22 protein-coding genes are annotated in these 24880 nt (G+C 40.2%); 12 read left to right on the top strand and 10 right to left on the bottom strand.

Going from position 1 to position 24880, the window contains the following annotated elements; all coding sequences use genetic code 11:
- Positions 1-1050 precede the first annotated feature (1050 nt).
- Positions 1051-1524, bottom strand: coding sequence for a glycine zipper 2TM domain-containing protein (locus tag Q0791_RS12210; protein ID WP_299006607.1), 474 nt, complete (start codon positions 1522-1524; stop codon positions 1051-1053).
- A 53-nt stretch (positions 1525-1577) separates the two neighbouring features.
- On the opposite strand from Q0791_RS12210, the gene aat reads away from it, so the two are divergent.
- The 3 genes from aat (at position 1578) to infA (ending at position 3338) form a co-directional block, all read left to right on the top strand.
- Positions 1578-2288 (top strand): leucyl/phenylalanyl-tRNA--protein transferase, encoded by a 711-nt coding sequence (gene aat, locus Q0791_RS12205; protein ID WP_299006604.1) that lies wholly within the window; start codon positions 1578-1580, stop codon positions 2286-2288.
- Complete coding sequence (locus tag Q0791_RS12200; protein WP_299006601.1) at positions 2278-3000, top strand: arginyltransferase; 723 nt, start codon at positions 2278-2280, stop codon at positions 2998-3000. The genes aat and Q0791_RS12200 overlap by 11 nt, the downstream gene beginning before the upstream one ends.
- A gap of 119 nt (positions 3001-3119) precedes the next feature.
- On the top strand, positions 3120-3338 hold the full coding sequence (gene infA / locus Q0791_RS12195; protein WP_005500725.1) for a translation initiation factor IF-1: 219 nt from the start codon (positions 3120-3122) through the stop codon (positions 3336-3338).
- A gap of 84 nt (positions 3339-3422) precedes the next feature.
- Here the strand turns inward: infA and clpA are convergent, their stop codons facing one another.
- Both clpA and clpS read right to left on the bottom strand, forming a co-directional pair.
- On the bottom strand, positions 3423-5684 hold the full coding sequence (gene clpA / locus Q0791_RS12190) for an ATP-dependent Clp protease ATP-binding subunit ClpA (protein WP_299006598.1): 2262 nt from the start codon (positions 5682-5684) through the stop codon (positions 3423-3425).
- A gap of 33 nt (positions 5685-5717) precedes the next feature.
- Entirely contained in the window at positions 5718-6026 is a 309-nt protein-coding gene (gene clpS / locus Q0791_RS12185; protein WP_299006596.1) for an ATP-dependent Clp protease adapter ClpS, read from the bottom strand.
- 245 nt (positions 6027-6271) lie between these two features.
- Here clpS and cspD point away from each other — a divergent pair, with 245 nt between their 5' ends.
- Positions 6272-6478 (top strand): cold shock domain-containing protein CspD, encoded by a 207-nt coding sequence (cspD, locus tag Q0791_RS12180; RefSeq protein ID WP_248942196.1) that lies wholly within the window; start codon positions 6272-6274, stop codon positions 6476-6478.
- Between the two features lie 72 nt (positions 6479-6550).
- Here cspD and Q0791_RS12175 read toward each other — a convergent pair whose 3' ends face one another.
- Positions 6551-8770 (bottom strand): NADP-dependent isocitrate dehydrogenase, encoded by a 2220-nt coding sequence (locus Q0791_RS12175; RefSeq protein WP_299006594.1) that lies wholly within the window; start codon positions 8768-8770, stop codon positions 6551-6553.
- A 354-nt stretch (positions 8771-9124) separates the two neighbouring features.
- On the opposite strand from Q0791_RS12175, the gene rluE reads away from it, so the two are divergent.
- From rluE to Q0791_RS12145, 6 genes are all read left to right on the top strand, one after another.
- Positions 9125-9805, top strand: coding sequence for a 23S rRNA pseudouridine(2457) synthase RluE (gene rluE, locus Q0791_RS12170; protein WP_299006593.1), 681 nt, complete (start codon positions 9125-9127; stop codon positions 9803-9805).
- Between the two features lie 70 nt (positions 9806-9875).
- Positions 9876-10334, top strand: a complete 459-nt coding sequence (locus Q0791_RS12165) for an NUDIX hydrolase (RefSeq protein WP_299006591.1) — start codon at positions 9876-9878, stop codon at positions 10332-10334.
- 185 nt (positions 10335-10519) lie between these two features.
- The gene (gene mnmA, locus Q0791_RS12160) at positions 10520-11635 is read left to right on the top strand and encodes a tRNA 2-thiouridine(34) synthase MnmA (protein ID WP_299006589.1); all 1116 of its coding nucleotides are present in this window, start codon (positions 10520-10522) and stop codon (positions 11633-11635) included.
- Between the two features lie 4 nt (positions 11636-11639).
- The gene (gene hflD / locus Q0791_RS12155) at positions 11640-12260 is read left to right on the top strand and encodes a high frequency lysogenization protein HflD (RefSeq protein ID WP_299006587.1); all 621 of its coding nucleotides are present in this window, start codon (positions 11640-11642) and stop codon (positions 12258-12260) included.
- Between the two features lie 24 nt (positions 12261-12284).
- Positions 12285-13655 carry an adenylosuccinate lyase gene (gene purB / locus Q0791_RS12150; protein WP_299006585.1) on the top strand — a complete coding sequence of 457 codons (1371 nt, stop codon included), beginning with the start codon at positions 12285-12287 and terminating at the stop codon, positions 13653-13655.
- A gap of 183 nt (positions 13656-13838) precedes the next feature.
- Positions 13839-14981 (top strand): cupin domain-containing protein, encoded by a 1143-nt coding sequence (locus tag Q0791_RS12145; protein ID WP_299006582.1) that lies wholly within the window; start codon positions 13839-13841, stop codon positions 14979-14981.
- Between the two features lie 101 nt (positions 14982-15082).
- Here Q0791_RS12145 and Q0791_RS12140 read toward each other — a convergent pair whose 3' ends face one another.
- Positions 15083-15517, bottom strand: coding sequence for a DUF4826 family protein (locus tag Q0791_RS12140; RefSeq protein WP_299006622.1), 435 nt, complete (start codon positions 15515-15517; stop codon positions 15083-15085).
- Between the two features lie 240 nt (positions 15518-15757).
- Here Q0791_RS12140 and Q0791_RS12135 point away from each other — a divergent pair, with 240 nt between their 5' ends.
- Both Q0791_RS12135 and Q0791_RS12130 read left to right on the top strand, forming a co-directional pair.
- The gene (locus Q0791_RS12135; RefSeq protein ID WP_299006581.1) at positions 15758-16801 is read left to right on the top strand and encodes a Glu/Leu/Phe/Val dehydrogenase dimerization domain-containing protein; all 1044 of its coding nucleotides are present in this window, start codon (positions 15758-15760) and stop codon (positions 16799-16801) included.
- Between the two features lie 262 nt (positions 16802-17063).
- Positions 17064-17408 carry a hypothetical protein gene (locus Q0791_RS12130; RefSeq protein ID WP_299006579.1) on the top strand — a complete coding sequence of 115 codons (345 nt, stop codon included), beginning with the start codon at positions 17064-17066 and terminating at the stop codon, positions 17406-17408.
- A gap of 289 nt (positions 17409-17697) precedes the next feature.
- On the opposite strand, the gene Q0791_RS12125 is transcribed toward Q0791_RS12130, so the two are convergent.
- From Q0791_RS12125 to Q0791_RS12105, 5 genes are all read right to left on the bottom strand, one after another.
- A complete protein-coding gene (locus Q0791_RS12125) occupies positions 17698-19944 on the bottom strand; it encodes a molybdopterin cofactor-binding domain-containing protein (RefSeq protein ID WP_299006577.1) in 2247 nt (748 codons plus the stop codon).
- A 1-nt stretch (position 19945) separates the two neighbouring features.
- Positions 19946-20404, bottom strand: a complete 459-nt coding sequence (locus Q0791_RS12120; RefSeq protein WP_299006575.1) for a (2Fe-2S)-binding protein — start codon at positions 20402-20404, stop codon at positions 19946-19948.
- Positions 20405-20588: 184 nt separating this feature from the next.
- A complete protein-coding gene (locus Q0791_RS12115; protein ID WP_299006573.1) occupies positions 20589-21002 on the bottom strand; it encodes a MarR family transcriptional regulator in 414 nt (137 codons plus the stop codon).
- Between the two features lie 137 nt (positions 21003-21139).
- Positions 21140-21601, bottom strand: coding sequence for a DUF1285 domain-containing protein (locus tag Q0791_RS12110; RefSeq protein ID WP_299006571.1), 462 nt, complete (start codon positions 21599-21601; stop codon positions 21140-21142).
- Positions 21598-24666, bottom strand: a complete 3069-nt coding sequence (locus Q0791_RS12105) for an FAD-binding and (Fe-S)-binding domain-containing protein (RefSeq protein WP_299006568.1) — start codon at positions 24664-24666, stop codon at positions 21598-21600. Before Q0791_RS12105 ends, Q0791_RS12110 begins: the two co-directional genes overlap by 4 nt.
- Positions 24667-24880: the final 214 nt, after the last annotated feature.

The raw sequence follows: 24880 nt of genomic DNA, 5'->3' as shown, positions 1-24880 counted from the left end.
ACAAATAAATAGCCCTTCACTCGAGGTTTAAGTACAAGAATACGCGAAGCACATTACTGCCCATTACTGTCTCTATCAATCAAACCATCCAAGTCCAAGTGAGAAGACTTGATGACTATAAATGATCACAAATTAATAACCATATAAAAACCTTTATTTAATACTTAAAATCATACTTAGCTAATACCTTCACTAATACTAATGAAGACAAACAGGCATTAATTGAATAGCAACTAATACTAAATAATTAGCCTAATTATTTAATCCATTGATTAATAATGAAAATTAAATTGAAAAATATAAAATGAAGAATAATAGTATTAGGGCCTGTTTATCTTTGGTGATGATTTCTGCAGCATTTTGTGGGTTCTTTATACAAGGCAGAGCTTGCGTGTTGTAGTTATTCTACATAAACAAGCGATAACGCCGTAGAAAGGAGCCACAAACGCTGTCCGTAGGATCCGGCTAAACGTGTTTTACTCTTTGTTGGGAGCCTCTTCGTTAAAGAAAGAGGGCTTAGATCACTAGGCTTCATCCCTCCCGTCGCGATTAAAACACGTTTATCTCGGACATAATTTAACCACAAAAGATCAACAGGCCCTGGAAAATGACAAAATAGAATCTTATAAAAAGAAGGGAAAAGTATGTATACACTTATTATTTGTACATTTTGAAATTTCAGTTTATTTGTTTTTTATTATGCAAAATCAAAATCATAATTATCATTTATATACATACTAAAAAAGACCAAACTGACACAAAACTCTACCTTAGAGTCATGAGAGAATAATGTTTTTCTTCCTTGTATTATGTTTGATTTATTATTTTTATGGATATCCAACAAACTAAGTTGCCGACACCCATTAAAATAATAGCAGTGAATGAGAAGTATATTTACTCTTATTTTATAGTGCGTTAACTCTTAATTGATACTAAAATAAAAAAGATATTGTTATTTAAAGCTAATTAGAACCCTGCTCGTCTTAATGATGGCACTAAAAGAGCATGAATTCCTATTTATTAAATGATGAAAAAATGAGTCAATATCCGTTACATCGCCATATCCACTCTTACGGATCCTTGTAAATAAACCACCCTAACTTCATCATTAACATTAAAAATCATATTGGGATCTCTGTCTTGCAGGATCATAATTTCTTGGCCATTATCTTGTTTTATCATCAACTCAACTAAAGCCGTTTGTTGATAGTAATCACTATTGCCAAGATTATTGCCGACACCTGCTCCGACCAGAGCACCTAAAATAGTGGCAACCGTTTGGCCGCTTCCACCACCAAATTGATGACCAATCACTCCACCAACTAGGGCGCCTCCAAAGGTTTTCCAACCTCGATTCTGATCTTCAATTAATTGTTTTTGAGTAATATTTCTGACAGAAATGACTTGCCCATATTCCACTTTTTCAACAGGAACAGCTTGATTACGCTCATAAGCTGCCAGCACAGGAAAAGTAGCTGTTAACAATAAAAGAATACATGCCCAGCTAAGATTAGGTTTCAACATATGGATTTTTCCGCTAACTTAATAGGTAGTCAGTAGCATTAATAATACCCAATTTGAACACTCTGTCCTATTTAAATAATGAACAGCAAGCCTTTCCTCCAACAGATCAGGCTTTAACTGAACCTAATGGTTTGCTAGCTGTCGGAGGAGACTTAAAACCTCAACGCTTACTTAATGCCTATTACAACGGCATTTTTCCTTGGTTTAATGACAATGATCCCATTTTATGGTGGTCACCGGATCCTCGCGCTATTATTCCCGTTGGCCAACTCAAGATTAGCCGAAGCCTGCGTAAATATCTCAAAAAACAAGATTGGCATTATAGCATTAACCGTGCATTTGAGCATGTCATTCACGCATGTGCCATGCCGAGAAAAGCGCAAGAGGGCACTTGGATCACACGTGATATTCAAGCCGCTTACACCGCTTTGCATCAACAAGAAAAAGCCCATTCCATTGAAGTATGGAATGGAAATAGACTCATAGGAGGTTTATACGGCATTGCTGTCGGTCAAGTTTTTTGTGGTGAATCCATGTTCCATATCGAAACCAATGCATCAAAAGCCGCAATGGTTTGCTTACAGCAGCATTTATTAAACGCTAATTTCACCCTGATTGATACGCAACTGGTTAATCCACATTTAACTTCTATGGGCGCTCAAGCTGTTTCACGCAACCAATTTATGCACCAGCTGGTACAATTAAGAGATAAAGCTGTCGCAAGCCATTGTTGGAAGTCTAAAGAGGTGTCAGTTGAGCTCTAAAGCACAAAAGTTTTCCGTAGGAAAAACCCAAACTTTCAATTGCAGCTATCTCAGTGAAGAAATGGAGCAATTGCTGGTAATACAAGAACAAGGGCTCAATCCAAGCTTATTTGAACAACTGTTATCTTTAGGCTTTAGACGCAGTGGGAGCACCATTTACAGGCCTGATTGTCCTCACTGCCATGCCTGTTTACCCATACGTATCCCTGTCAATTACTTCACTCCCTCAAAAAGACATAAGCGAACACTCAATCATAATAAAGACGTCACTTGGAAAATTGTGGATCATCATACTAAAGCGCACTATGCCTTATATGAGCGGTATATTAATGAACGCCATCGTGATGGTGGCATGTATCCACCTTCACCAGAGCAATATCATAATTTTATTGCTGCAAATTGGTTATCACCTATGTTAATAGAATTGACTTTAGAGAGTCGACTCATTGGTGTCGCCGTCACCGACATTTTACCAAACAGTTTTTCAGCAATTTACAGCTTCTTTGAACCAGAAGAGCATAAACGGTCATTAGGCAGTTTTCTTATTTTGTTACAATGCCGTATTGCTAAAATGATGCAGAAAGAATTTTTATATTTAGGCTATCAAATTGATGAATCTAGAAAAATGGCCTATAAACGCAACTACAATCCCCACCAAATCCTCACTTCGTCAGGCTGGCTTCCTGCCGTTCCTTCAAATCCTAAACCATAAATAACCCTCCTTTAATAAGAGATTCTCAGCTTTCGAGGGAACTTTTCTTTACAGGAGCCCTGAATTCCGGCATCATGCTTGCGTTTTTATCATTTGAAGGCTAACAGGATAACTGATTAATGGCGAAAGAAGACAACATTGAGATGCAAGGGACGATCCTTGAAACCTTACCAAATACAATGTTTCGAGTAGAACTAGAAAATGGTCATGTCGTGACTGCACACATCTCAGGTAAAATGCGTAAGAATTACATCCGTATTCTGACGGGTGATAAGGTTACCGTTCAACTAACCCCATATGATTTGAGCAAAGGACGCATCGTCTTCCGTTCACGCTAAAGTTAGTCCTAAACGATTTATTGCATACAAAAAAGCCGAGATATGAATATCTCGGCTTTTTTATTCATTTTATGGCAAAAAATATTAATGGGTGACTTTTTCAAGCGACTGCGTATGTATCACAATATCACCCTCTTTAACATCCACATGAGCAACACCACCTTTTTCTAACTGACCAAATAAAATTTCGTCTGCCAGTGGTCTTTTGATAGATTCGGTGACAACACGAGACATTGGCCTTGCCCCCATACTTTTATCATAACCTTTTTCAGCTAGCCAAGTTAAGGCTTCGTCACTCACTTCTAAGCTCACCCCTTTCTCATCAAGTTGTGCTTGTAGCTCAACAAGGAATTTATCAACCACTTTCGCTATCACTGTCATATCTAAATGATTAAACCAAATAATGGAATCTAAACGATTGCGAAATTCAGGTGAAAAGAGTTTATTAATTTCAGACATGGCATCTTCACTATGATCTTGCTGCTTAAAGCCCACAGACTTACGGATCGTTTCCCTCACACCTGCATTGGTAGTCATCACTAAGGTCACATGCCTAAAATCAGCTTTACGCCCATTGTTATCGGTTAATGTCCCATGATCCATGACTTGCAGCAGTAAGTTGTAAACATCCGAGTGCGCTTTTTCAATCTCATCAAGCAACACAACACTGTGGGGATGTTTTATGACCTCATCTGTTAACAAGCCACCTTGATCATAACCCACATAGCCTGGTGGTGCGCCAATTAAACGAGAAACGGTATGACTTTCCATATATTCTGACATATCAAAACGAATAAACTTCAAGCCTAAGCATGACGCCAGTTGACTCGTCACTTCGGTTTTACCGACACCGGTAGGTCCCGCAAATAAAAAGCTACCAACGGGCTTAGTCTCGGCATTTAATCCACTGCGAGATAATCGAATAGCTGCGCTCAAGCTCTCAATCGCACTGTCTTGACCAAACACCACCATCTTAAGGTTACGCTCTAGGTTTTTCAATAACTCCTTATCAGAGGTGGATACGGACTTTTCAGGGATCCGCGCCATTTTAGCAATAATGGCCTCAATTTCACTCTGACCAATGGTTTTTTTACGTTTACTCTGAGGCTGCATAGCCATTTTTGCGCCAGCTTCATCAATAACATCAATGGCCTTATCCGGAAGCTGCCTGTCATTAATATGCTTGTCTGATAACTTAGCGGCAATACTCAGCGCCGCCTGAGTATATCTCACGCCATGATGTTCTTCATATTTTGATTTCAATCCTTTAAGGATTTTTGTGGTTTCAGCAACAGAAGGCTCGGTAATATCAATTTTTTGGAAACGACGGGCCAATGCATGATCTTTTTCAAAAATACTCTGATACTCTTGATAGGTTGTCGACCCCATACACCTTAAGTGACCACTAGAGAGTAAAGGTTTAAGTAAATTGGACGCATCCATGACACCACCGGAAGCCGCACCAGCCCCAATAATAGTATGAATTTCATCAATAAATAAAATAGCATCTTGATCATTTTTAAGTTCTTTAAGTAAGCCCTTAAAACGCTTTTCAAAATCACCACGATATTTAGTTCCAGCCAATAATGCCCCTAAATCAAGAGAATACACTGTCACTTGACTCATAATCTCTGGCACTTCCTCTTTCACAATCCGATAGGCCAGCCCTTCGGCAATCGCTGTTTTACCGACACCTGCTTCCCCGACCAATAATGGATTGTTCTTACGTCGACGACACAAAATCTGTATAGAACGTTCTATCTCTTCACTGCGTCCAATTAATGGATCAATATGCCCCTGCTCAACGGCATGATTCAAATTGAGCGTAAACTGAGACAGCATACTGCGATCTTCTTCCTCGCTTTGATCTTCAAGGCGATCCATGCCGGGTGCTTGTTCTTGAGCATCGTCTTTTTTAGAGAATCCATGGGAAATGAAATTCACCACATCGAGACGTGTAATGGCACTATTGCGAAGTAAATAAACGGCTTGAGATTCTTGCTCACTAAAAATGGCCACTAATACATTGGCCCCTGTGACTTCGTTACGCCCAGAAGATTGCACATGAAACACGGCGCGCTGTAATACTCGTTGAAAACCTAATGTGGGCTGTGTCTCTTTCTCTTCTTCTAAATCGGCAATAATTGGCGTGGTTTGTTGTATAAAGCTAGACACCTCTTCTCGTAGCTTATCGAGATCTGCACCACAAGACACTAACGCTTCCTGTGCTGAGGGATTATCAATTAACGCTAACAAGAGATGTTCTACCGTCATATACTCATGACGTGCGTCCCTGGCTTGTTGAAAGGCCAAATTCAAGGTGATTTCAAGATCTTTGTTTAGCATAAGCCCCCCTAAAAATTAACGGTTATGAACTGACTAGGCTTTTTCTAAAGTACACAATAATGGATGTTGATTTTCTCTTGCAAACTGATTAACTTGAGCTACCTTTGTTTCTGCAATACCAAAAGGAAAAACCCCACAGACTCCCTTTCCTTCATGATGAATCGCCAACATTATCTCTGTAGCTTGCTGCTCATCCTTATTGAAAAACTGCTTCAGTACATCTATCACAAAATCCATCGGCGTGTAATCGTCATTATTTAAAATGACTAAATACATAGAAGGTCGCTTAAATTCAACCTGTTCACTTTCTTCTATGTGTTCGATATGTTCTGTTCTACTCATGCTTCAATCTTAGCCCTTAGTTATCGCATATACCAATCTATTTCGATCTGTTCGATGCTTTTTCAATCGATACTTAGGTAAACACTTTAAATGTTAAATTTTAAAAATTTGTATATTTTTTGTTAATTTTGTCTTGACATTCTCTTTTTTTGCTTTCATTCTGTTATCTAAGCGCTGGATTTTTCATCGCTTTAATTTGGTTTTACTATCTTACTGGTAAGTAAACAACAGAAGGAAGTGAACGTATGGCAAGCGGAACTGTAAAATGGTTCAACAACGCCAAAGGTTTTGGGTTTATTTGCCCTGATGCCGGTGGTGAGGACGTTTTTGCACATTATTCTACCATTGAAATGGAGGGCTATCGAACGTTAAAAGCGGGCCAACCTGTCACATTTGAGGTAGAAGCGGGCCCGAAAGGAATGCACGCATCTGCAATATCACCGTCTAATTAGTCAATAAAACGCAAAAAAAGCAGGGCTTGCCCCTGCTTTTTTATTGCCTTAAAAACACCTAGCAGCTAAAAATCAACCAAAAACAGCATTTAATGTGGCACTTGGACGCATCACTTTTGTTGCCTTAGCGCTATCTAAACGATAATAACCACCTAAATCCACTGGCTCACCTTGCGCATCATTCAACTCTTGAACGATAACCGACTCATTCTCTGTTAATGTTTTTGCAATACCTGCAAAATGAGATTGTAATTCACTATCACCAGTTTGAGCTGCCACCGCTTGAGCCCAATACAGACCTAAATAAAAATGACTGCCTCGGTTATCTAACTCACCAACACGACGTGAAGGAGATTTATTGCTATTTAAAAATTGGCCGATGGCTTCATCAAGGGTGTCAGCTAACACTTGAGCTTGAGTATTTCCCGTACTTTGACTTAAATGCTCTAACGACGCGCCTAATGCGAGAAACTCACCTAATGAATCCCAGCGTAAGTGACCTTCTTTTTCGACTTGTTGAACATGCTTAGGGGCACTGCCACCGGCACCCGTTTCAAACAAACCACCACCATTCATCAACGGCACAATCGACAACATTTTAGCACTGGTTCCAAGTTCTAAAATAGGAAACAAATCCGTTAAATAATCCCGTAATACATTCCCGGTTACAGAAATGGTATCAAGCCCTTCCTTCACTCGGTTTAAAGTAAAGCGCGTTGCTTCAACCGGTGACTTAATATGCAATTCTAATCCCTCGGTATCATGATCTTGCAAATAAGCTTTTACTTTTTGGATCATTTGTACGTCATGGGCACGTTCAGGGTTTAACCAAAAAACAGCTGGCGTGTTTGATAAACGAGCGCGATTCACTGCTAACTTCACCCAATCACGGATCGGTGCATCTTTAACTTGACACATTCTGTAAATATCACCGGCTTCAACAGCGTGTGACATAAGCACATCACCATTATTATCAATCACATTGACAGTACCTGCTGCAGGTATTTCAAAGGTTTTATCGTGACTGCCGTACTCTTCCGCTTTCTGTGCCATGAGTCCCACATTAGGCACACTGCCCATAGTGGTTGGATCAAATGCACCGTGCTCTTTACAAAATGTTATAGTTTCTTGGTAAACCCCGGCATAACAACGGTCTGGGATCATGGCTTTCATGTCTTTGAGCTTGCCATCAGGTCCCCACATTTGACCCGAGCTACGGATCGCGGCAGGCATAGAAGCATCAATAATCACATCACTCGGAACATGTAAATTGGTAATGCCTTTGTCTGAATCAACCATAGCAAGCTGCGCTTGCTTTTCATAAACAGCCGCAATATCCGCTTCAATTTCGGCTTTTTTGGCATCAGGCAATGTGGCGATTTTCGCATAAACATCACCCACACCATTATTAACATCAACACCTAACTCATTGAAAAGTTCACCATATTTAGCAAATATATCAGCATAATAGACTTTAACAGCATGGCCAAATAAAATAGGATCGGACACTTTCATCATAGTGGCTTTTAAATGCAAAGAAAGCAGCACATCTTCTTGCTTAGCATTTGCCGTTTCACGGTGATAAAAGTCCACTAATGCTGCTTGGCTCATCACAGCAGCATCAACCACTTCACCAGCCTTTAATGACAAAGACTCACGTAATACTTTTTCTGAGCCATCTTTTTTCGTCAGAACAATATTCACATTGGCTGCTTGAGACACAGTCACTGATTGCTCACTACCAAAAAAGTCACCTTCGCTCATATGGGCAACGTGTGACTTAGACTCACTTGACCAAGCCCCCATAGAATGAGGATGCTTCTTCGCATATTTTTTCACCGCACCAGGCGCGCGACGATCAGAGTTTCCTTCACGTAATACAGGGTTTACCGCACTGCCCTTAATTTTATCATAACGCTTCTTGATCGCCTCTTCAGCAGCACTTTTAGGCTCATCAGGATAGTCAGGTAAATCATAACCTTTGGCTTGTAACTCTGCTATACAAGCTTTAAGTTGAGGGATCGAGGCACTAATATTAGGCAGTTTGATGATATTCGCTTCAGGTTTAGTGGCTAACTCGCCTAATTCAGCAAGTGCATCCCCAATTCTTAATTCAGGTGCTAAGTGATTGGGAAAATTAGCAATAATGCGTCCAGAAAGAGAAATATCTCGAATTTCAACATTCACACCAGCCGCTTGAGTAAAGGTATTAATAATAGGTAATAAAGAGAGAGTCGCTAATGCAGGCGCTTCATCTGTTTCTGTGTAAATGATCGTTGACTTATCGTTCATATCTTATCCTACTTTGAATGACAAACTAAAAAATTAATGCAAATCAATATCTAAAATGATTTTAAACATGTATAAAGAAGCGGCTTATGCATGTACCGCAATGCAGAATTCTGCTGGAATTATTAAAATAACGGTCCATATCCCCCCTTCTCTCTTATCCATGACTAAAGCAGAGCTAGGTAATCTCATTCAATGACATCACCTTACCTCACTATTTAAAACAATAAATTAAAAAAGACTATGACATTTTAGACACCCATCATAGAGCATTCCCTGTAAGATTCAAATTTCGCTTCATTGAAATGGCAACTAAGCTGTACAATTAGCACTTTTCATTAATCTGAGATTATCGGCGTGGCACAATCTTATACAAATAAAACGCTTCCTCCTTCCCTTAAACGCGCGAAGCGAAAACCTCGTCAAGCAACGAATGTCAATGCCGCTAGCTACCAACGCCCCATTAAAAAACCCGTTGTTGATCCTAAACTCATCTTGTTTAATAAGCCTTTTGATGTCTTGTGTCAGTTTACCGATGACGCTGGCCGTCAAACATTAAAAGACTTTATTTCCATTCCAAATGTTTACGCAGCGGGACGACTCGACAGAGACAGTGAAGGCTTATTACTGCTAACGAATGATGGAAAACTCCAAGCCAAAATAACGCAACCTAATAAAAAAACAACTAAAGTTTATTGGGCTCAGGTTGAAGGCATACCTACTGATGAGCAATTAGAAGCGCTCAGACAAGGCGTCACACTCAAAGATGGCCCGACGTTACCCGCTACAATAAAACGTATTGATGAACCGCAAATATGGCCAAGAACTCCGCCCATCAGAGAGCGAAAGAATTGTCCCACCTCTTGGCTTGAGATTGGTATCATTGAAGGTAGAAACCGCCAAGTTCGACGCATGACAGCCCATATTGGTTTTCCTACACTCAGATTAATCCGTTATAAAATAGGGCAATGGAGCCTGAAAGATCTTGCTTTAGGTGAATATCGCTCACTGCCGATGAAGGCTAAAAATGATCAGTGAAACAACATCAGTGAAACATCACACAAATTCACACGTAGATTCGACACAATAAAACCAGATAGAGCCATGCATGACTGAACGTTATAAACCTAACACAACCGTCGCCTGTATTATTCACTTCAATAACCAATTCTTGATGGTGAAGGAAAGTATTAACGGCCAAATCCAATACAATCAACCCGCTGGACACCTTGAAAAAAACGAAAGTTTAATCAAGGCTTGCCAACGGGAAGTGTGGGAAGAAACAGGGTTAACAATCTTACCCGATGCCCTAGTGGGTATTTATCAATTTAGCGCAACCCCAGAACTTGCATTTGTGCGGTATACATTTTGTGTCGACCTTGATAAAAAAATCACGCCCTCACCGCAAGATCATGCCATTTTGAATGCCATCTGGCTCACTTTCGATGAAATTTTGACACTTAAGAATCAACTTCGTAGCCCGCTAGTATTGCAATCTATTCAAGATTATCAAACTCAACCCCATTACCCACTTGATCTTCTTAACGATAAATATTTGTCAATTTGATCATTTTATTTCAATTTTATTTTCATGGGCACTAAGATGACTCCACAGGTTAAGGCATGCTAGAATAATGCGCCACAAAATGCTGTGGCGTTAATAAGATGTTATGAAGAAAACGACAATATTTTTATGTTAAAAGTAACATCGTCACTCTTTTATACAGCTCACTTTTACGGTTTTTAGGATTTATGACAGCTATCGAACCTTCGCATCTTGGTAAAAAAGTCATTGTCGGCATGTCTGGCGGTGTGGATTCATCAGTTTCAGCCTACTTATTACTTCAACAAGGTTATCAAGTTGAAGGCCTATTTATGAAGAATTGGGAAGAAGATGACACCGATGAATATTGCGCGGCAGCCGAAGACTTAAAAGACGCACAAGCGGTTTGTGACAAACTGGGGATCACCTTACACACAGTCAATTTTGCTGCTGAATATTGGGATAACGTGTTTGAATATTTTTTAGCTGAATATAAAGCGGGTCGCACACCTAATCCTGATATTATGTGCAATAAAGAAATTAAGTTTAAAGCCTTTTTAGACTTTGCCGATGATATCCTTGATGCCGATTTTATTGCCATGGGCCATTATGTGCGCCGCCGCGACAGCAATGATAAAAGCCAAATGCTACGGGGTATCGATAACAATAAAGATCAAAGCTATTTTCTTTATACCTTAAGCCATGAGCAAATTGCCCGCTCTTTATTTCCCGTTGGTGAACTGGAAAAAAGTGAAGTCAGAGATATCGCTAAAAAAATGGGCTTAATTACCCATGATAAAAAAGACAGTACCGGTATTTGTTTTATTGGCGAACGTAAATTCACTGATTTTTTAGCCACCTTTTTGCCCGCTCAACCTGGCAATATTGAAACCTGTGAAGGTGAAGTCATTGGCACTCACCAAGGCTTAATGTATCACACATTAGGTCAACGCAAAGGTTTAGGGATTGGCGGCATGAAAGACAGCAATGATGACCCTTGGTATGTGGTCGACAAAGATCTTAAACGCAATGTCTTAATTGTGGGCCAAGGCGGCCAACATCCTCGCTTAATGTCAATAGGGTTAATTGCAAATCAATTACATTGGGTTGATAGAAAAGGCCCCAAACACGGCACTAAATTAACAGTCAAAACCCGCTATCGCCAACAAGATGTTCCTTGTACTGTCACCTATGATGATGACAAGCACATTCGCGTTATTTTTGATGAAGCCGTTGCCGCCGTCACTCCTGGTCAATCTGCCGTTTTTTATGATAATGAAATCTGTCTAGGCGGTGGCATTATCGACTCACTGATAAGAGAATAATAACTTGAGCGATCAACTAATTGAAAGAACAATGGCATTAGCGGGTATTTTACAAGCTATCAGTCAAGTACAACATCTTACAAGGCAAAGCAATGCGGATATGGATGCCATTGCCGCAAGCTTAAATGCCATTTTAGTGACTAACCCTGACACCACCAGCGATGTATATACGGATAAAATAGCCTTAAATAAAGGTTATCAACTCATTGTCAGTCAGCTCGGTGATAGTCAAAACAAGGATATGGAAATCACCCGTTATTTAGTCGGCATTTTAGCCTTAGAGCGCAAACTCGCCCGCTCTAACAATGCCCTTGCCATGCTCTCTGAGCGAATTAATCAAGTACATAGACAGCTGAGCCATTTTGAACTCACAAGCGATCAAGTTATTGCCAATTTTGCAGGGATCTACAGCGATATTATTAGCCCATTAGGGCCTAAACTGCAGATATCAGGCAATCCAGAATTTTTAAAACGCCCACAAACTCAAGAAAAGATCCGCGCATTGTTACTCTCTGCTATGCGTAGTGCAGTGCTTTGGCGGCAATTGGGTGGAAAGCGTCGCTACTTAATCTTTAATCGAAAATCAATCATAGATATTGCTAAAAACAACCTTACCCTATCATAAGTCAAGTTCATCAAGGAGCTTACAATGGAATTTTCCGCACTAACTGCTATCTCTCCAATAGACGGTCGTTATGCTAGTAAAACCGCCTCATTAAAAGGGATTTTCAGTGAGTACGGCCTGACCAAGTACCGTGTTCAAGTCGAAATAAACTGGTTAAAAATGCTGTCTAACTGTCCAGAAATTAAAGAAGTGCCTGCCTTTAGCAATACAGCACTCTCCGTACTGGATAAGATTAACGATCAATTTAATGAAGCTGATGCTCAGCGAGTCAAAACCATTGAAGCCACCACAAATCATGATGTGAAAGCCGTTGAATACTTCATCAAAGAACGTATTGCTGACAACGCAGAACTTAATGCTATCAATGAGTTTGTTCACTTTGCCTGTACCTCGGAAGACATTAATAACCTTTCTCACGGGTTAATGTTAACAGAAGCAAGAGAGCAAGTGCTTGTTCCCTATTGCCAACAAGTTATCGATGCCATTAAACAATTAGCCCATGAATATCGCTTAACCCCCTTAATGTCTCGTACACACGGTCAACCCGCTTCACCTTCTACACTCGGTAAAGAAATGGCCAATGTCGTTGTGCGTCTTCAGCGTCAATTAAAACAAATTGAAGCTGTTGAAATCATGGGTAAAATCAACGGTGCTGTGGGTAACTATAATGCACACATTTCAGCCTACCCTGAAGTCAATTGGCATCAAGTTTCCGAAAACTTCGTGATCAGCTTAGGCCTGACTTGGAATGCTTATACCACTCAAATCGAACCTCATGATTATATTGCAGAGCTTTTCGATGCAATTGCCAGATTCAACACTATTCTTATCGATTTCGACCGCGATATTTGGGGATATATTGCGCTAGGTCACTTTAAACAGCGGACTATTGCGGGTGAAATAGGTTCCTCAACCATGCCCCATAAAGTGAATCCTATTGATTTTGAAAACTCAGAAGGTAATTTAGGTATTGCTAATGCATTAATGCAGCATTTGGCCGCCAAACTGCCCGTTTCCCGTTGGCAGCGAGATTTAACCGATTCTACCGTGTTACGTAACTTAGGGGTTGGAATAGCCCATGCGGTTATTGCTTATCAAGCTACCTTAAAAGGGATCAGTAAACTGCAAGTTAATGAGGAGCAGCTACTCACTGAGCTCAATAGTAACTGGGAAGTACTAGCTGAGCCCGTGCAAACCGTGATGCGCCGCTATGGTATTGAAAAGCCTTATGAGAAATTAAAAGAGTTAACCCGTGGTAAACGCATTGATGGTGAGCAACTTGCTCATTTCATTAATGGTCTTGAATTACCCGAAGCAGCCAAAATCGAGCTGAAAAAATTAACACCGGCCAATTATATTGGCCGTGCTGAAGCCTTTATTGACGAGCTTGATTAACGCTACCGCTTTGAATCACTCCGTTTAACTTCATTCAAATATAGGACAGTGATATGGCTGTCCTATTTATTCTTACTATTTATTCTTATTATTGATAAAGTTCAGAATGAATACACGCGCTAAACCAAAGATCCCTTTACTTATTTCATTTCTCACTTTCTAACCACTGCACATGGAATTCAAATGTACACTTTGGACCTAAATACCCAAGATTTTTTAACCCATTATTGGCAAAAGAAACCCTTAGTCATTAGACAAGCTTTTCCAAATTTTGAAGATATTATCACATCAAATGAACTGGCGGGTCTTGCCTGTGAAAGTGAGATCAGCTCTCGTGTCGTTGTCACTACAAAAAATGACTGGGAAATTCATCAAGGCCCCTTTGAAGATTATACCCAATTTGGAGATAAGAACTGGCAATTACTCGTCCAAGCGCTCAATCATTGGTACCCTGATGCCACTCCTTTTATTGATGCTTTTCGCTTTATTCCCGATTGGCGGTTTGATGATTTAATGGTGTCATTTGCCACTAAAGGCGGTGGAGTTGGCGCACATATTGATAATTATGATGTCTTTATCGTACAAGGCGAAGGAAAGCGTCAATGGACCGTGGGTAATAAGGGGAATTATGCCAAAAAAAATAACAGCATAACAACACCATTGATTGAAGGATTTGACCCTATTATTGATGTGGTGCTTGAAAAAGGTGACATGCTCTACATTCCTCCAGGCTTTCCTCATCAAGGTCAAACGCTCACCACAGCCATGAGTTACTCAATTGGATTTCGCGCCCCTAGCCAACAAGAACTATTCAGCGAAATTGCAGATAATTTAATTGACAATAATACTGGCCTGACACGGTTTACCTCCCACGATGAACCCGCGTTAGCAGGGATTATCAGTCAAACACATCAACAAGGCATGGTAGATTTATTACAAGACGTATTACAAGATCCTAATCATTATCAAGCACTGTTAGGTAAGGTTCTGAGTCAAAACCGTTTTGAGTTGGATATTTGTGAGCCAGAAGAAGCCTATACTCATCAAGATTTACTCGATGCTTTAACACAAGGGGCCAGTTTACATCGAATAGGTGGCCTTAAAGTCTTACGCGTTGAAAACGATATTAGCCCGCGTTTATTTATTAATGGTGAGCAAATCGATTGCAGTAAAATAGAAAAAGACAATCTTGACAGTGTGATGTCAACATTAACTCAGACCTTGCAATTTGATAATGAAACCAGCAAAACATTAATCAAAACCCCCAATATTTCGCCCATTTTGCTGACTTTGCTGAATAAAGGTTATTACTACTTAGCACTATAATGTCATTTAAAAATGAGTCACTCAAGATACAGTGAGTGACTCAAGCCTAGATCTCAGCAATAAGCTGGTGCTGCGTCATAAATCCAAACAGCAGGTATTGATTATTGCCATAATTTTTCATCATTATGTATTTGATATAAACTTTCAGCACGAGAGATCAATAATTGGGCAAATTTGATCTGAGTAGGATCATTAGCCAGTGAGGACTGACGAATATTCTCCGCTTTCATTTGCCACACCATAGAAAAATGACGCAAAGCTTCTCTTGCTGTTGCTGCCACATTAATATCAACAAAATCTGCAGGTAAATCCCCAGACATCACCCAAAATGTTTGTTTAACGGGTTTTTTAGATTCGATTTTCCAGATAGCCACAAAAGGCGCAAGATAACGGCTCGAATCTGGATGCACTTTAGACGGTATAATACCTTTCTCGGCAAGAAACTTATTTGCTTTTTGAAATTGTGTTTGGATCCATTTTTGACGCAATTTATCTTGCGCTTCTGGTGACACATGATCAATGACTTCTTCTGCCATCATCTACTCCTTTCTTTCTTATTATGTAAAACTCAACTATATTTAAAGATTATAGAGAGGGAAGCTATTTATTTCTTACGTTAACGTAAAGTGGAAAGCAAAACTTCCAGCTCTCTTAAAAAAAAAACCCTTTCTTTACTTGGATGAGGGTATCGCTAAATGCTATCGTTCTGCAAATAAATATAACAAGCTGGCCCTCTTAAGTGGCTAGCCCTTTAAAGCTTAAACGGAGATCAGCACGTGGCTGTATTAAATCATATCTCTATTGACGAACATGAGCAGGTACTCACTTGCCATGATGAAGAAAGTGGCCTTAGAGCCATCGTCGCCGTTCATAATACCAAATTAGGACCTGCTGTCGGTGGTTGCAGGATGTGGAATTATGCTTCTGAAGCTGAAGCCTTAGATGATGTTCTACGCTTATCTCGCGGTATGACTTACAAAAATGCTTTAGCAGGCCTGAAAATGGGTGGCGGAAAATCAGTCATTATTGCCGATCCTAAAACCAAAAATAGAGAAGCCCTATTTCGCGCTTTCGGACGCTTTATTCATACATTGGAAGGACGTTATTATTCAGCTGAAGATGTGGGAACGACCACATCGGATATTATGATCGCCCACCAAGAAACACCTTATATGGCAGGTCTTGAAGGTAAGAGTGGCGATCCTTCCCCTTATACTGCACTAGGCACTTATTTAGGCATAAAAGCCGCCGTTAAACATCAGCGTAATCTAGATTCATTAAAAGGCTTAACCATCTCTGTACAGGGCGTTGGGCATGTGGGTTATTATTTATGCCGACATTTGCATGAAGATGGCGCTAAGCTCATCGTCACAGACATTCATCAAGCAAATATTGATAGAGTCGTTAACGAGTTTGGAGCCCTAGCCGTCAAACCCGATGACATTTATCACCAGAATGTTGATATTTATGCACCTTGCGCATTAGGTGCAACGATTAATGACCATACTATACCTCAACTAAAAGCAACCATTGTTGCGGGCTGTGCCAATAATCAATTGAGCGAGCCACGTCATGGGGAGCAACTTAAATCATTGGGGATCCTCTACGCCCCTGACTACGTCATCAATGCGGGCGGGATCATCAATGTTTCTTTTGAAAAAGATTACAATGCCGACCTCGCAACGAAAAAGGTGAAAGAAATTTACCATACGTTATTGAGTATTTTTCAACAAGCCGATGCGGAAAACAAAACCACAGCGGAAGTGGCGGATGATATGGCACAATCTATCATAGCAGCAGCCAATCAAGATGTAGTTTAAGTCAACACAGCAATACAAAACCAGGCACTCCAACTTTGTCTGGTTTTTTTATCCCAGATAACCATATCATTTACAATAGAAATACAATTAGACACATAATATTCATTTTTCTTAGCTAGAAAAACACTTAAAAAGCTGCTTAAATATCACTCAAATCTTCATTCATAGGATTATACTTAAGTACTATTTTAACGGTGCGGAAATCTGCCAATAGACCGCCGTATGTTATTAAATATGACTTAAGTGATACTGGGGGAGTAGCATGGTAAAGTTTCAATATGACGTTAATCAACAATCAATTGAAATTAATGCCAGTAATTGGTGTGGATTAGAAAAAATCTATCTCGATGGAAAATGTGTCTCACGAAAAATCAATTTTACTCAACAAAGCGAACACAGTATTCGGCTTAATAATGGGGAAGCAGCGAATTTTCAGCTTTATCTCGATCCCGTCACAAAAGCGCTAAATTGCCGTATTTATAATCAAGACCATTTGGTTACCTGCTTACACCAAACAAAAAGTGAAGTGATCCGTTGCCGACGATTCATTCAAGATTCCATTCTCGTTAGTGCATTACTGTGTGCTTTTCTATTGTATCTTAACTGAAGAGTAAGCTTGTATTAACCTAACCTGAACTCGGGATAAGCAGCGCCGCTTAATAGCGCTATTTTTGCCCCTATCTGTGTTGTGCTTTCTACTAATAGCCTGCTATTAGATACGAAATCTCGCCTTGATATCGACAAAAATTGCAGTATTAAGCCAAGTTCGAAAATAAAGGATAACCCAATTTCATTTAATTTACTGATATTAAATGAATTTAATAATATTGTTGACACTCATTATCCCGAGTTCAGGTTAACCTATTTTCACCTAGGCTAATACAAGTGCTATCTTACTAAACTTTCAAATGCTGATTAATCGGTAAGTCTCTGATACGTTTTCCTGATAAAGCAAAAATAGCGTTAGTGACACTGGGCGCAACCGGTGGCACGCCAGGCTCTCCCACACCGGCAGGCGCTGCATTTGATGGAAGTAAAATCACATCGATATCTGGACATTGCAACATTCGAAGCACAGAGTAATCATGAAAGTTAGACTCTTGTACTTGCCCTTTTTGAAAGCTTATTTTTCCCGTCAGCGCAATACTTAACCCATAGATGACGGCTCCTTCCATTTGAGATTTAACCCTATCGGGATTAATGACCCTTCCAACATCAGCTGCAATGACGGTTTTTATGACTTTAACTTCATTTTGTTTTGGCATTTCAATTAAGGTGGCAACCGCCACATAGCTCACAAAACTACGATGAACGGCAAAACCCCATGCTTGATTATCATTGACTTTAGGTCTCGACTTTACCGCTTTTTCTACCGCACTCATTACCGATAAATAGCGATTAATATCCACTGGGTATGCAGATAATGTTTCACCATAATTACCGTACTCAAAATTCTGATCAACAAAGGTTTCCTCTCTCCTTGGCCCCAACAACAAGCGCCACATATCAAAACAAGTCATGCCCGCATTCTGAGCCAATTCATCAACAAAGCTACCAACGCCAAATCCATGTTGAATATTACACACTGAACGCATCCAACCAATACGGGTATGAGAAGAAGATTTAACGGCTTCATAGCGCATATTTTTTAAAGCAAAAGGCACATCAACAAAACCTAAGTCTAATTCGCCAGCGGAGGGATATTCGATGCCTTCTGAAAAGGTTGAACTGATGGAAGGAAATCCCGTTCTCGCCAATAATGCTATCGGTTTTTTTGCCTCATCGAGCTGTGCTTGATACAACTGTGCACTCGTTGCATGATAATATCCATGCTGCACATCATCTTCACGGCTCCAGCAAACTTTCACCGGACGTTTTACCGCTTTCGCTAAAATAGCCGCTTCTACACTAAAATCAGGTTTAGATTTACGACCAAACCCTCCTCCAAGTAAAGTCACATTCACTGTCACTTGCTCATCTTTAAACCCTATTGCCATTGCTACATTCTTTTGAGTACTTTGCGGTGTTTGAGTCGATGCCCATATTTCACAACCTGTTGCTGTCACCTGAGCCGTCGCCACTGGGGGCTCCATTGGTGCCTGCGCTAAATATGGAAGGGTATAAATGGCACTCAATTTATCCACTTTATTCCAGGCAATATTCTCATTGCCCACTTGACGAACCACTTTTCCTGGCTTTTGTACTTGATCCATAAGTATTTTGGTATCTTCTTCTGAATCATATGCGCTATTACTTACCTGAGTCCAACTCACTTCAAGCGCTTGCCGACCTTGTAATGCACTCCATAAATTCGTCGCAATAACGGCAACGCCCCCCAAAGGTTGAAACTTAGGCGCACCTTGCAATATCGGCATAGGGATCACATCGATCACTCCCGCTATTTTTCTTGCCTGCGTCTCGTTTAATGCTTTAATGGCACTGCCAAGCACTGGCGGACGTAAAATACTGGCATACACCATGTCTTCTAACCTAACATCATACCCATATTGCGCACGACCATTGAGCATAACTTGCATATCAACAATGGGCTGAGACTGACCAATTAAATTAAAATCACGACTGGACTTTAATTTGATATTATCGAGATCAGGAAGGGGTAATTGAGACGCCGCAACAGCCAATTCTCCATAGCTCAACTGTTTATCAGTCTTCATATGATAAACATAATGCGCTTTCGCAAAAACGTCAGTAATAGGTACCTTCCACACCTTAGCCGCGGCTTGCTCTAATAAGGTTCTGGCCATGGCTCCCATTTGTCTCATGGTATGATAATGCTTACGGATACTGCGACTGCCATCGGTGTTTTGACTTCCTAAACGTTCATCCGCTGGTGCCTGCACTACTACGACTTGATCCCAATCAGCAGCGAGCTCCTCTGCCAGAATTTGAGGGATCCCGGTTCGAATACCTTGACCCATCTCTGAACGATGGCAAGTCAAATACACTTTATTATCAGTGCCTATGGCCACAAAAAGGTTCAACACAGACTTTTTTTCTTGTGCCATCAGCATAGGACTCCATCCCATAGCACTGGCGCCTAATACTAACCCTCCGCCAACTAAACCGAACATTTTTAGCACATTTCGACGGTGAATATTTTCAACAGCTGTGAAAGTCGTCATGTTAAGACTCCTTATCACTGTAATTCAACATGGCAGCTTTAATTCGCGTATAAGTGCCACAACGGCAAATATTTCCGGACATAGCCTCATCAATTTGATTGGAAGTTGGACGAGCATTTTGCATCAATAATGCCGCCGCAGACATTAATTGACCCGATTGGCAATAACCGCACTGAGGCACATTATATTCAACCCATTTAGCAATGAGCTTGGGATTATTTAATCCTTCTATTGTTGTAATGGCTTTGCCTTGTATTTGCTGCAAACTCGTTAAACACGATCGTATGGGTTTCCCCTCTAAGTGCACGGTACAAGCACCGCATACCCCCGCCCCACAACCAAATTTAGTGCCTGTTAAGCCTAATATATCTCTCAATGCCCACAATACAGGCATATTAGGATCCGCATCTAAAGTATAAGAACGCCCATTTATCGTGACTTCTTGTGCTGTTTTTGACATAAAACTCCCTGTTGAGCCTATCACAGCTTAAGATTGGCAAGATAATAGTGATGAAGTGTTGACTTAAAAAACCAACATCAGCGAACAGTATTTAACCACATAAAAATTAAAGAAAATAGGAAAGTTAATTTATTAACAGCAAGCCTGTTTTGATTCAAGCCGCTAATGGAGCATTGACAAGCAATTAGAATCGATTAATTCTATTTAAAAGAGACAATAATACCTCTCTCTCTTCTTCAGCTAGTTCACTGAGAAAATGCTCATTGACACGTTCGGCTTCTCTAATCAAATCATGTTCGAGTGCTTTTGCAATATCAGTCAAAAAGATTTGAAAAGTACGGCGATTATCCGCTTCTTGATGACGAATAATCAGGCCTTGTGACTGTAACTGATCCAAAAGCCGTGTCATAGTGTAATGTGCGACATCACATCGCTTAGATAACACGGTTTGAGACACGCCTTCTTCTTCCCACAAAGAAAAGAGAACGGGCCAAAGTTTAATATCTAATTGATAACGTTTTAGTCGTTGATCTAGCGCATTTTGCAGCTCAACATTCAAGTGAGCAACTAAATAGCCTAAGCTTTGATTGCGATCCATTCAGTCACTCCTCTATGCAAGCCAACACATTCCTTAAATATAACTCATATTAAGAAAAAAATTCTAGACTTTAATCGGCTATAAATAGAACAATATGTTCAATTATCTTCTAAGGTTCAGTTTAAAAAGCAATGACCTTATACGAAATCATTAATAAAACGGTAATAACATGCTCTATTTAATGTCGCGATTAAGCCTCTATCTAACCCAACAGTTACCGACTCCTCACCACAAATGAAATGGGATAATAATTGCACCTCATAGTGTGTATTCAAGCTGGTCGTCACAGTAAACGCACTATGATGATCCATATTTTGTATGGTTTCTCCTTTGTCATAATCAAAGTGACAAGTGTAATCAACTATGCTGATTGGCGCCTTAGCAACTGATACTCTTAACTTTTCTGAAGGAGTAATCAAAAAATGTTCATTATCGATACAATACAAAATCCTAGAAAATAATCGACTAAATTTTTGAGGTAACGGGCTCTTTAAATAAAACCATTCTCCATGAACATCGATATGAAAAAAAGCATCATCACTGCATAGTGCGGTTTGTTTAACTAGTGCATTAATCGCTTCTTGTGCTGCTTGACTCATAGTGATCCCTTTGGCAGTAACTGCAACAAAGCTTCAACAGGATGTAAAGGTTTAAAACCACTAAAACGTTTCACCTGACTTCGGCAAGAATAGCCCGACACAAGTACTTGGGATTGCGGTGTGCCGTCTAACCTTTGTTGCCACGACAAATCGAATAACTGACGAGAGCGAACTTGATTGTCAACTTCATGGCCATAGGTGCCCGCCATACCACAACATCCTAGGTTTGCAATAGTCAGTTTAGCGCCAAAGTGCTCAAAAATCTGTAACCATTCTTTACTTGCATTAGGCATAGCCGTCGATTCAGTACAATGACTAAATAAAGTAAACGCAATCTTGGTATCTTTTCGATTTATCTCAAAGGGATCCCATTTATTCAATTGGGACACTAACCATTCATTGGCTAATAATACGTGAAAATCTCCTCTGGCCTCCCCCAGAGCCTCCTTATACTCGTCTCGATAACAGAGTACGAGTGCAGGATCGAGTCCTACCATCGGCATCCCCAAGGCAAAAACTTGATTAAAAAAATCAGCCGCATTTTTTGCCGTTTGAGCAAATTGTGCTAAGAAGCCTTTAATGTGCTCAGGTTTTCCATTAGGTTTAAAAGGAAGTAAAATAGGCTTTAAACCCAAACGCTCGATCAGCTGTATAAAATGGTGAACTGTACTGGCTTCATAAAAGCTATTAAAAGGATCTTGCACCACCAACACATATTGTTCTCTTTCTGACTCATTAATGGACTGTAACGCAGCAAGATCATAACCTCGACTGCTATGGCCATCGAGTCGCTGTTTAAGTGTGGGAACAGATAACGCTGGGGAGTCAACATAACCAATTGTTTTTTCGATGACCCAACGACTTAAAGGGTTTTGAGACATTCCATTAACCAATCTTGGCATTTTTGCCATCAAAGGCAATGAAGCTTCAATTCCTGCCACTAGATGATCTTTGGCTGGTCGTAAATAACGCTGATAATAAATATTAAAAAATTGCGAACGAAATTTAGGCACATCCACTTTCACAGGACATTGGCTCGAACAAGACTTACACGCTAGACATCCCTGCAATGATTCCATCACCTCATGTGAATAATCATATTCCTGATTAAAGAAAGTATTTTTGACTCTCATCACAATATTACTGGGTTTTGCCTTAGCTAGTGCATTCACATCCACCCCTTCCGATCCCAACAAACGCAACCATTCCCGCATTAAGCTGGCTCGTCCTTTTGGCGAATGAATTCTATCTCCCGTGACTTTAAACGAAGGGCACATGGGAGATACACTGCTGTAATTAAAGCAAAGTCCATTACCATTACAATTCATCACATCCGGAAAAGCATCGCGCACCGCCACCGGAATTTGACGGTCAAAATACCCTCTTTTTTGGCTATCCACTCGATAAAATAATGGTTGCTTTTTCTTGGGGGTTACCAGCTTTCCAGGATTTAATTTATTACAAGGATCAAATAAATGCTTTATTTCACCGAGTAAACCATATAGGTGCTCACCAAACACGGCCGGCGCATATTCTCCTCGCACCCCTTTACCATGCTCTCCCCACATTAATCCGCCATACTTGAGGGTTAAACTGGCCACTTCATCAGAAATCACTTTCAGTCGTTTTTCATCTTCGACATCACACATATCCAAAGCAGGCCTGACATGAAGCACACCAGCATCAACGTGACCGAACATGCCATACTGTAAATTATATCCATCAAGTAATGCTCGAAATTCCATAATAAAATCGGCCAGCTTTTCTGGAGGGACAGCAGTATCTTCAGCAAAGGCCAATGGCTTTCTTCTGCCTTTGGTGGCGCCCAGTAAACCAACCGCTTTTTTTCTCATGGCATAAATGGTTTGAATACTGTCTCTATCAGACACCACTTGATAGCCTAATAAGCCTGCTTTTTCTTGTTGAAGTTGACTAGTTAACATCTGTTCAAGCGCAGCGAGCTTTTGCTTAACCTCTGTCTCATCACCTGCAAATTCAACCATATTCAGCCCTTCTATTTCATGATCGGGCACAGCCTTAATGAGATTTGAAACAGAATGCCAAATAATATCTTTTTTAGCCAAATTAAGGACTTTAGAATCTATGGTTTCCACCACAGTAGCCTTGGCTTTGACAAGATCCGGCGCATGCCTTAACGCCGCTTCAAAGGAATCATATTTAATATTGAGCATCATGCGACACTGAGGTAAAGGCGTGAGGTTAAGCTTAGCTTCGGTGATCACCGCCAGCGTCCCTTCTGATCCCGTCAATATTCTGGATATATCACACCGATTAAGCTCATCATTCCAAACATGCTTTAAATCATATCCCGTTAAAAATCGATTCAAATTTGGAAATTTATCGTTAATTTCATCTCGATTATCTAGACAGAGCTTAGCCACTTCCATGGTAATACGTTGACTTAAGGATTGGGATAAGACTTCATCAACCACTTTCATGTTATCTAAGACCGTTTTATCGATAGGGCGCGTGTCCATCACACTACCATCGAATAACACACTACTTAAACCAAGGACATGATCCGATGTTTTTCCATAGACAAGTGAACCCGCCCCCGAGGCATCGGTATTAATCATGCCCCCGATGGTTGCACGATTCGATGTCGATAAATCTGGACTAAAAAAGAAACCATGAGGACGCAATGCATCATTAAACGCATCTTTCACTATGCCAGCTTCGACTCTCGCCCAACCTTCCTCGACATTGATCTCTAATACTCGATTCATATAACGAGATAAATCAAGGATAATCCCATGTGTTAATGATTGACCGTTAGTTCCCGTTCCACCGCCGCGAGCACTAAATACCACCTCAGAAAACAATGGTTGAGACGCTAAATTCAATGCAGTTTGCACATCTTGTTGGTTTTTTGGGTAAATAACCGCTTGTGGAAGAAATTGATACACAGAGTTATCGGTTGCTTGAACCATACGTGCGCTGTAACGGGTATCAATATCCCCCGAAAACTCGCTTCGACTTAGTGCCTCAATAAAAGACAAATAGATGGGCTCAAGTGTTTGTTTATGCGATAACTGAGGTAACATGAAAAGCTCTATCAGAGTAATTAATTTGGTAAAATCTATTATACTCAAGCTTACTAGAATAGCGAGGAACACACTTAACAAATCCCCTCATGAAAACTGAATAAGTTATTCAAAACATTCCTTTCGTCATCATTAACTAACCTGAACTCGGGATAAGAAATTGAACTAATAGCCCTCTTTGTGATCAGATCTTTCGACCAAGATTAATCAATCA

This window comes from uncultured Shewanella sp. (assembly GCF_947495455.1).
Classification (GTDB): domain Bacteria; phylum Pseudomonadota; class Gammaproteobacteria; order Enterobacterales; family Shewanellaceae; genus Shewanella.
Note: the sequence above shows the minus strand (reverse complement) of the source record. Positions and strands in the feature narration are given on the sequence as shown.

Coding starts and splice junctions, on each gene's coding strand:
- purB (WP_299006585.1), top strand. CDS start 12,285: ATGGAATTTTCCGCACTAACTGCTATCTCTCCAATAGACGGTCGTTAT.
- mnmA (WP_299006589.1), top strand. CDS start 10,520: ATGACAGCTATCGAACCTTCGCATCTTGGTAAAAAAGTCATTGTCGGC.
- clpA (WP_299006598.1), bottom strand. CDS start 5,684: ATGCTAAACAAAGATCTTGAAATCACCTTGAATTTGGCCTTTCAACAA.
- clpS (WP_299006596.1), bottom strand. CDS start 6,026: ATGAGTAGAACAGAACATATCGAACACATAGAAGAAAGTGAACAGGTT.
- Q0791_RS12110 (WP_299006571.1), bottom strand. CDS start 21,601: ATGAGTCAAGCAGCACAAGAAGCGATTAATGCACTAGTTAAACAAACC.
- infA (WP_005500725.1), top strand. CDS start 3,120: ATGGCGAAAGAAGACAACATTGAGATGCAAGGGACGATCCTTGAAACC.
- Q0791_RS12175 (WP_299006594.1), bottom strand. CDS start 8,770: ATGAACGATAAGTCAACGATCATTTACACAGAAACAGATGAAGCGCCT.
- cspD (WP_248942196.1), top strand. CDS start 6,272: ATGGCAAGCGGAACTGTAAAATGGTTCAACAACGCCAAAGGTTTTGGG.
- Q0791_RS12210 (WP_299006607.1), bottom strand. CDS start 1,524: ATGTTGAAACCTAATCTTAGCTGGGCATGTATTCTTTTATTGTTAACA.
- Q0791_RS12115 (WP_299006573.1), bottom strand. CDS start 21,002: ATGGATCGCAATCAAAGCTTAGGCTATTTAGTTGCTCACTTGAATGTT.
- Q0791_RS12130 (WP_299006579.1), top strand. CDS start 17,064: ATGGTAAAGTTTCAATATGACGTTAATCAACAATCAATTGAAATTAAT.
- Q0791_RS12140 (WP_299006622.1), bottom strand. CDS start 15,517: ATGGCAGAAGAAGTCATTGATCATGTGTCACCAGAAGCGCAAGATAAA.
- Q0791_RS12125 (WP_299006577.1), bottom strand. CDS start 19,944: ATGACGACTTTCACAGCTGTTGAAAATATTCACCGTCGAAATGTGCTA.
- Q0791_RS12120 (WP_299006575.1), bottom strand. CDS start 20,404: ATGTCAAAAACAGCACAAGAAGTCACGATAAATGGGCGTTCTTATACT.
- Q0791_RS12145 (WP_299006582.1), top strand. CDS start 13,839: ATGTACACTTTGGACCTAAATACCCAAGATTTTTTAACCCATTATTGG.
- Q0791_RS12105 (WP_299006568.1), bottom strand. CDS start 24,666: ATGTTACCTCAGTTATCGCATAAACAAACACTTGAGCCCATCTATTTG.
- Q0791_RS12165 (WP_299006591.1), top strand. CDS start 9,876: ATGACTGAACGTTATAAACCTAACACAACCGTCGCCTGTATTATTCAC.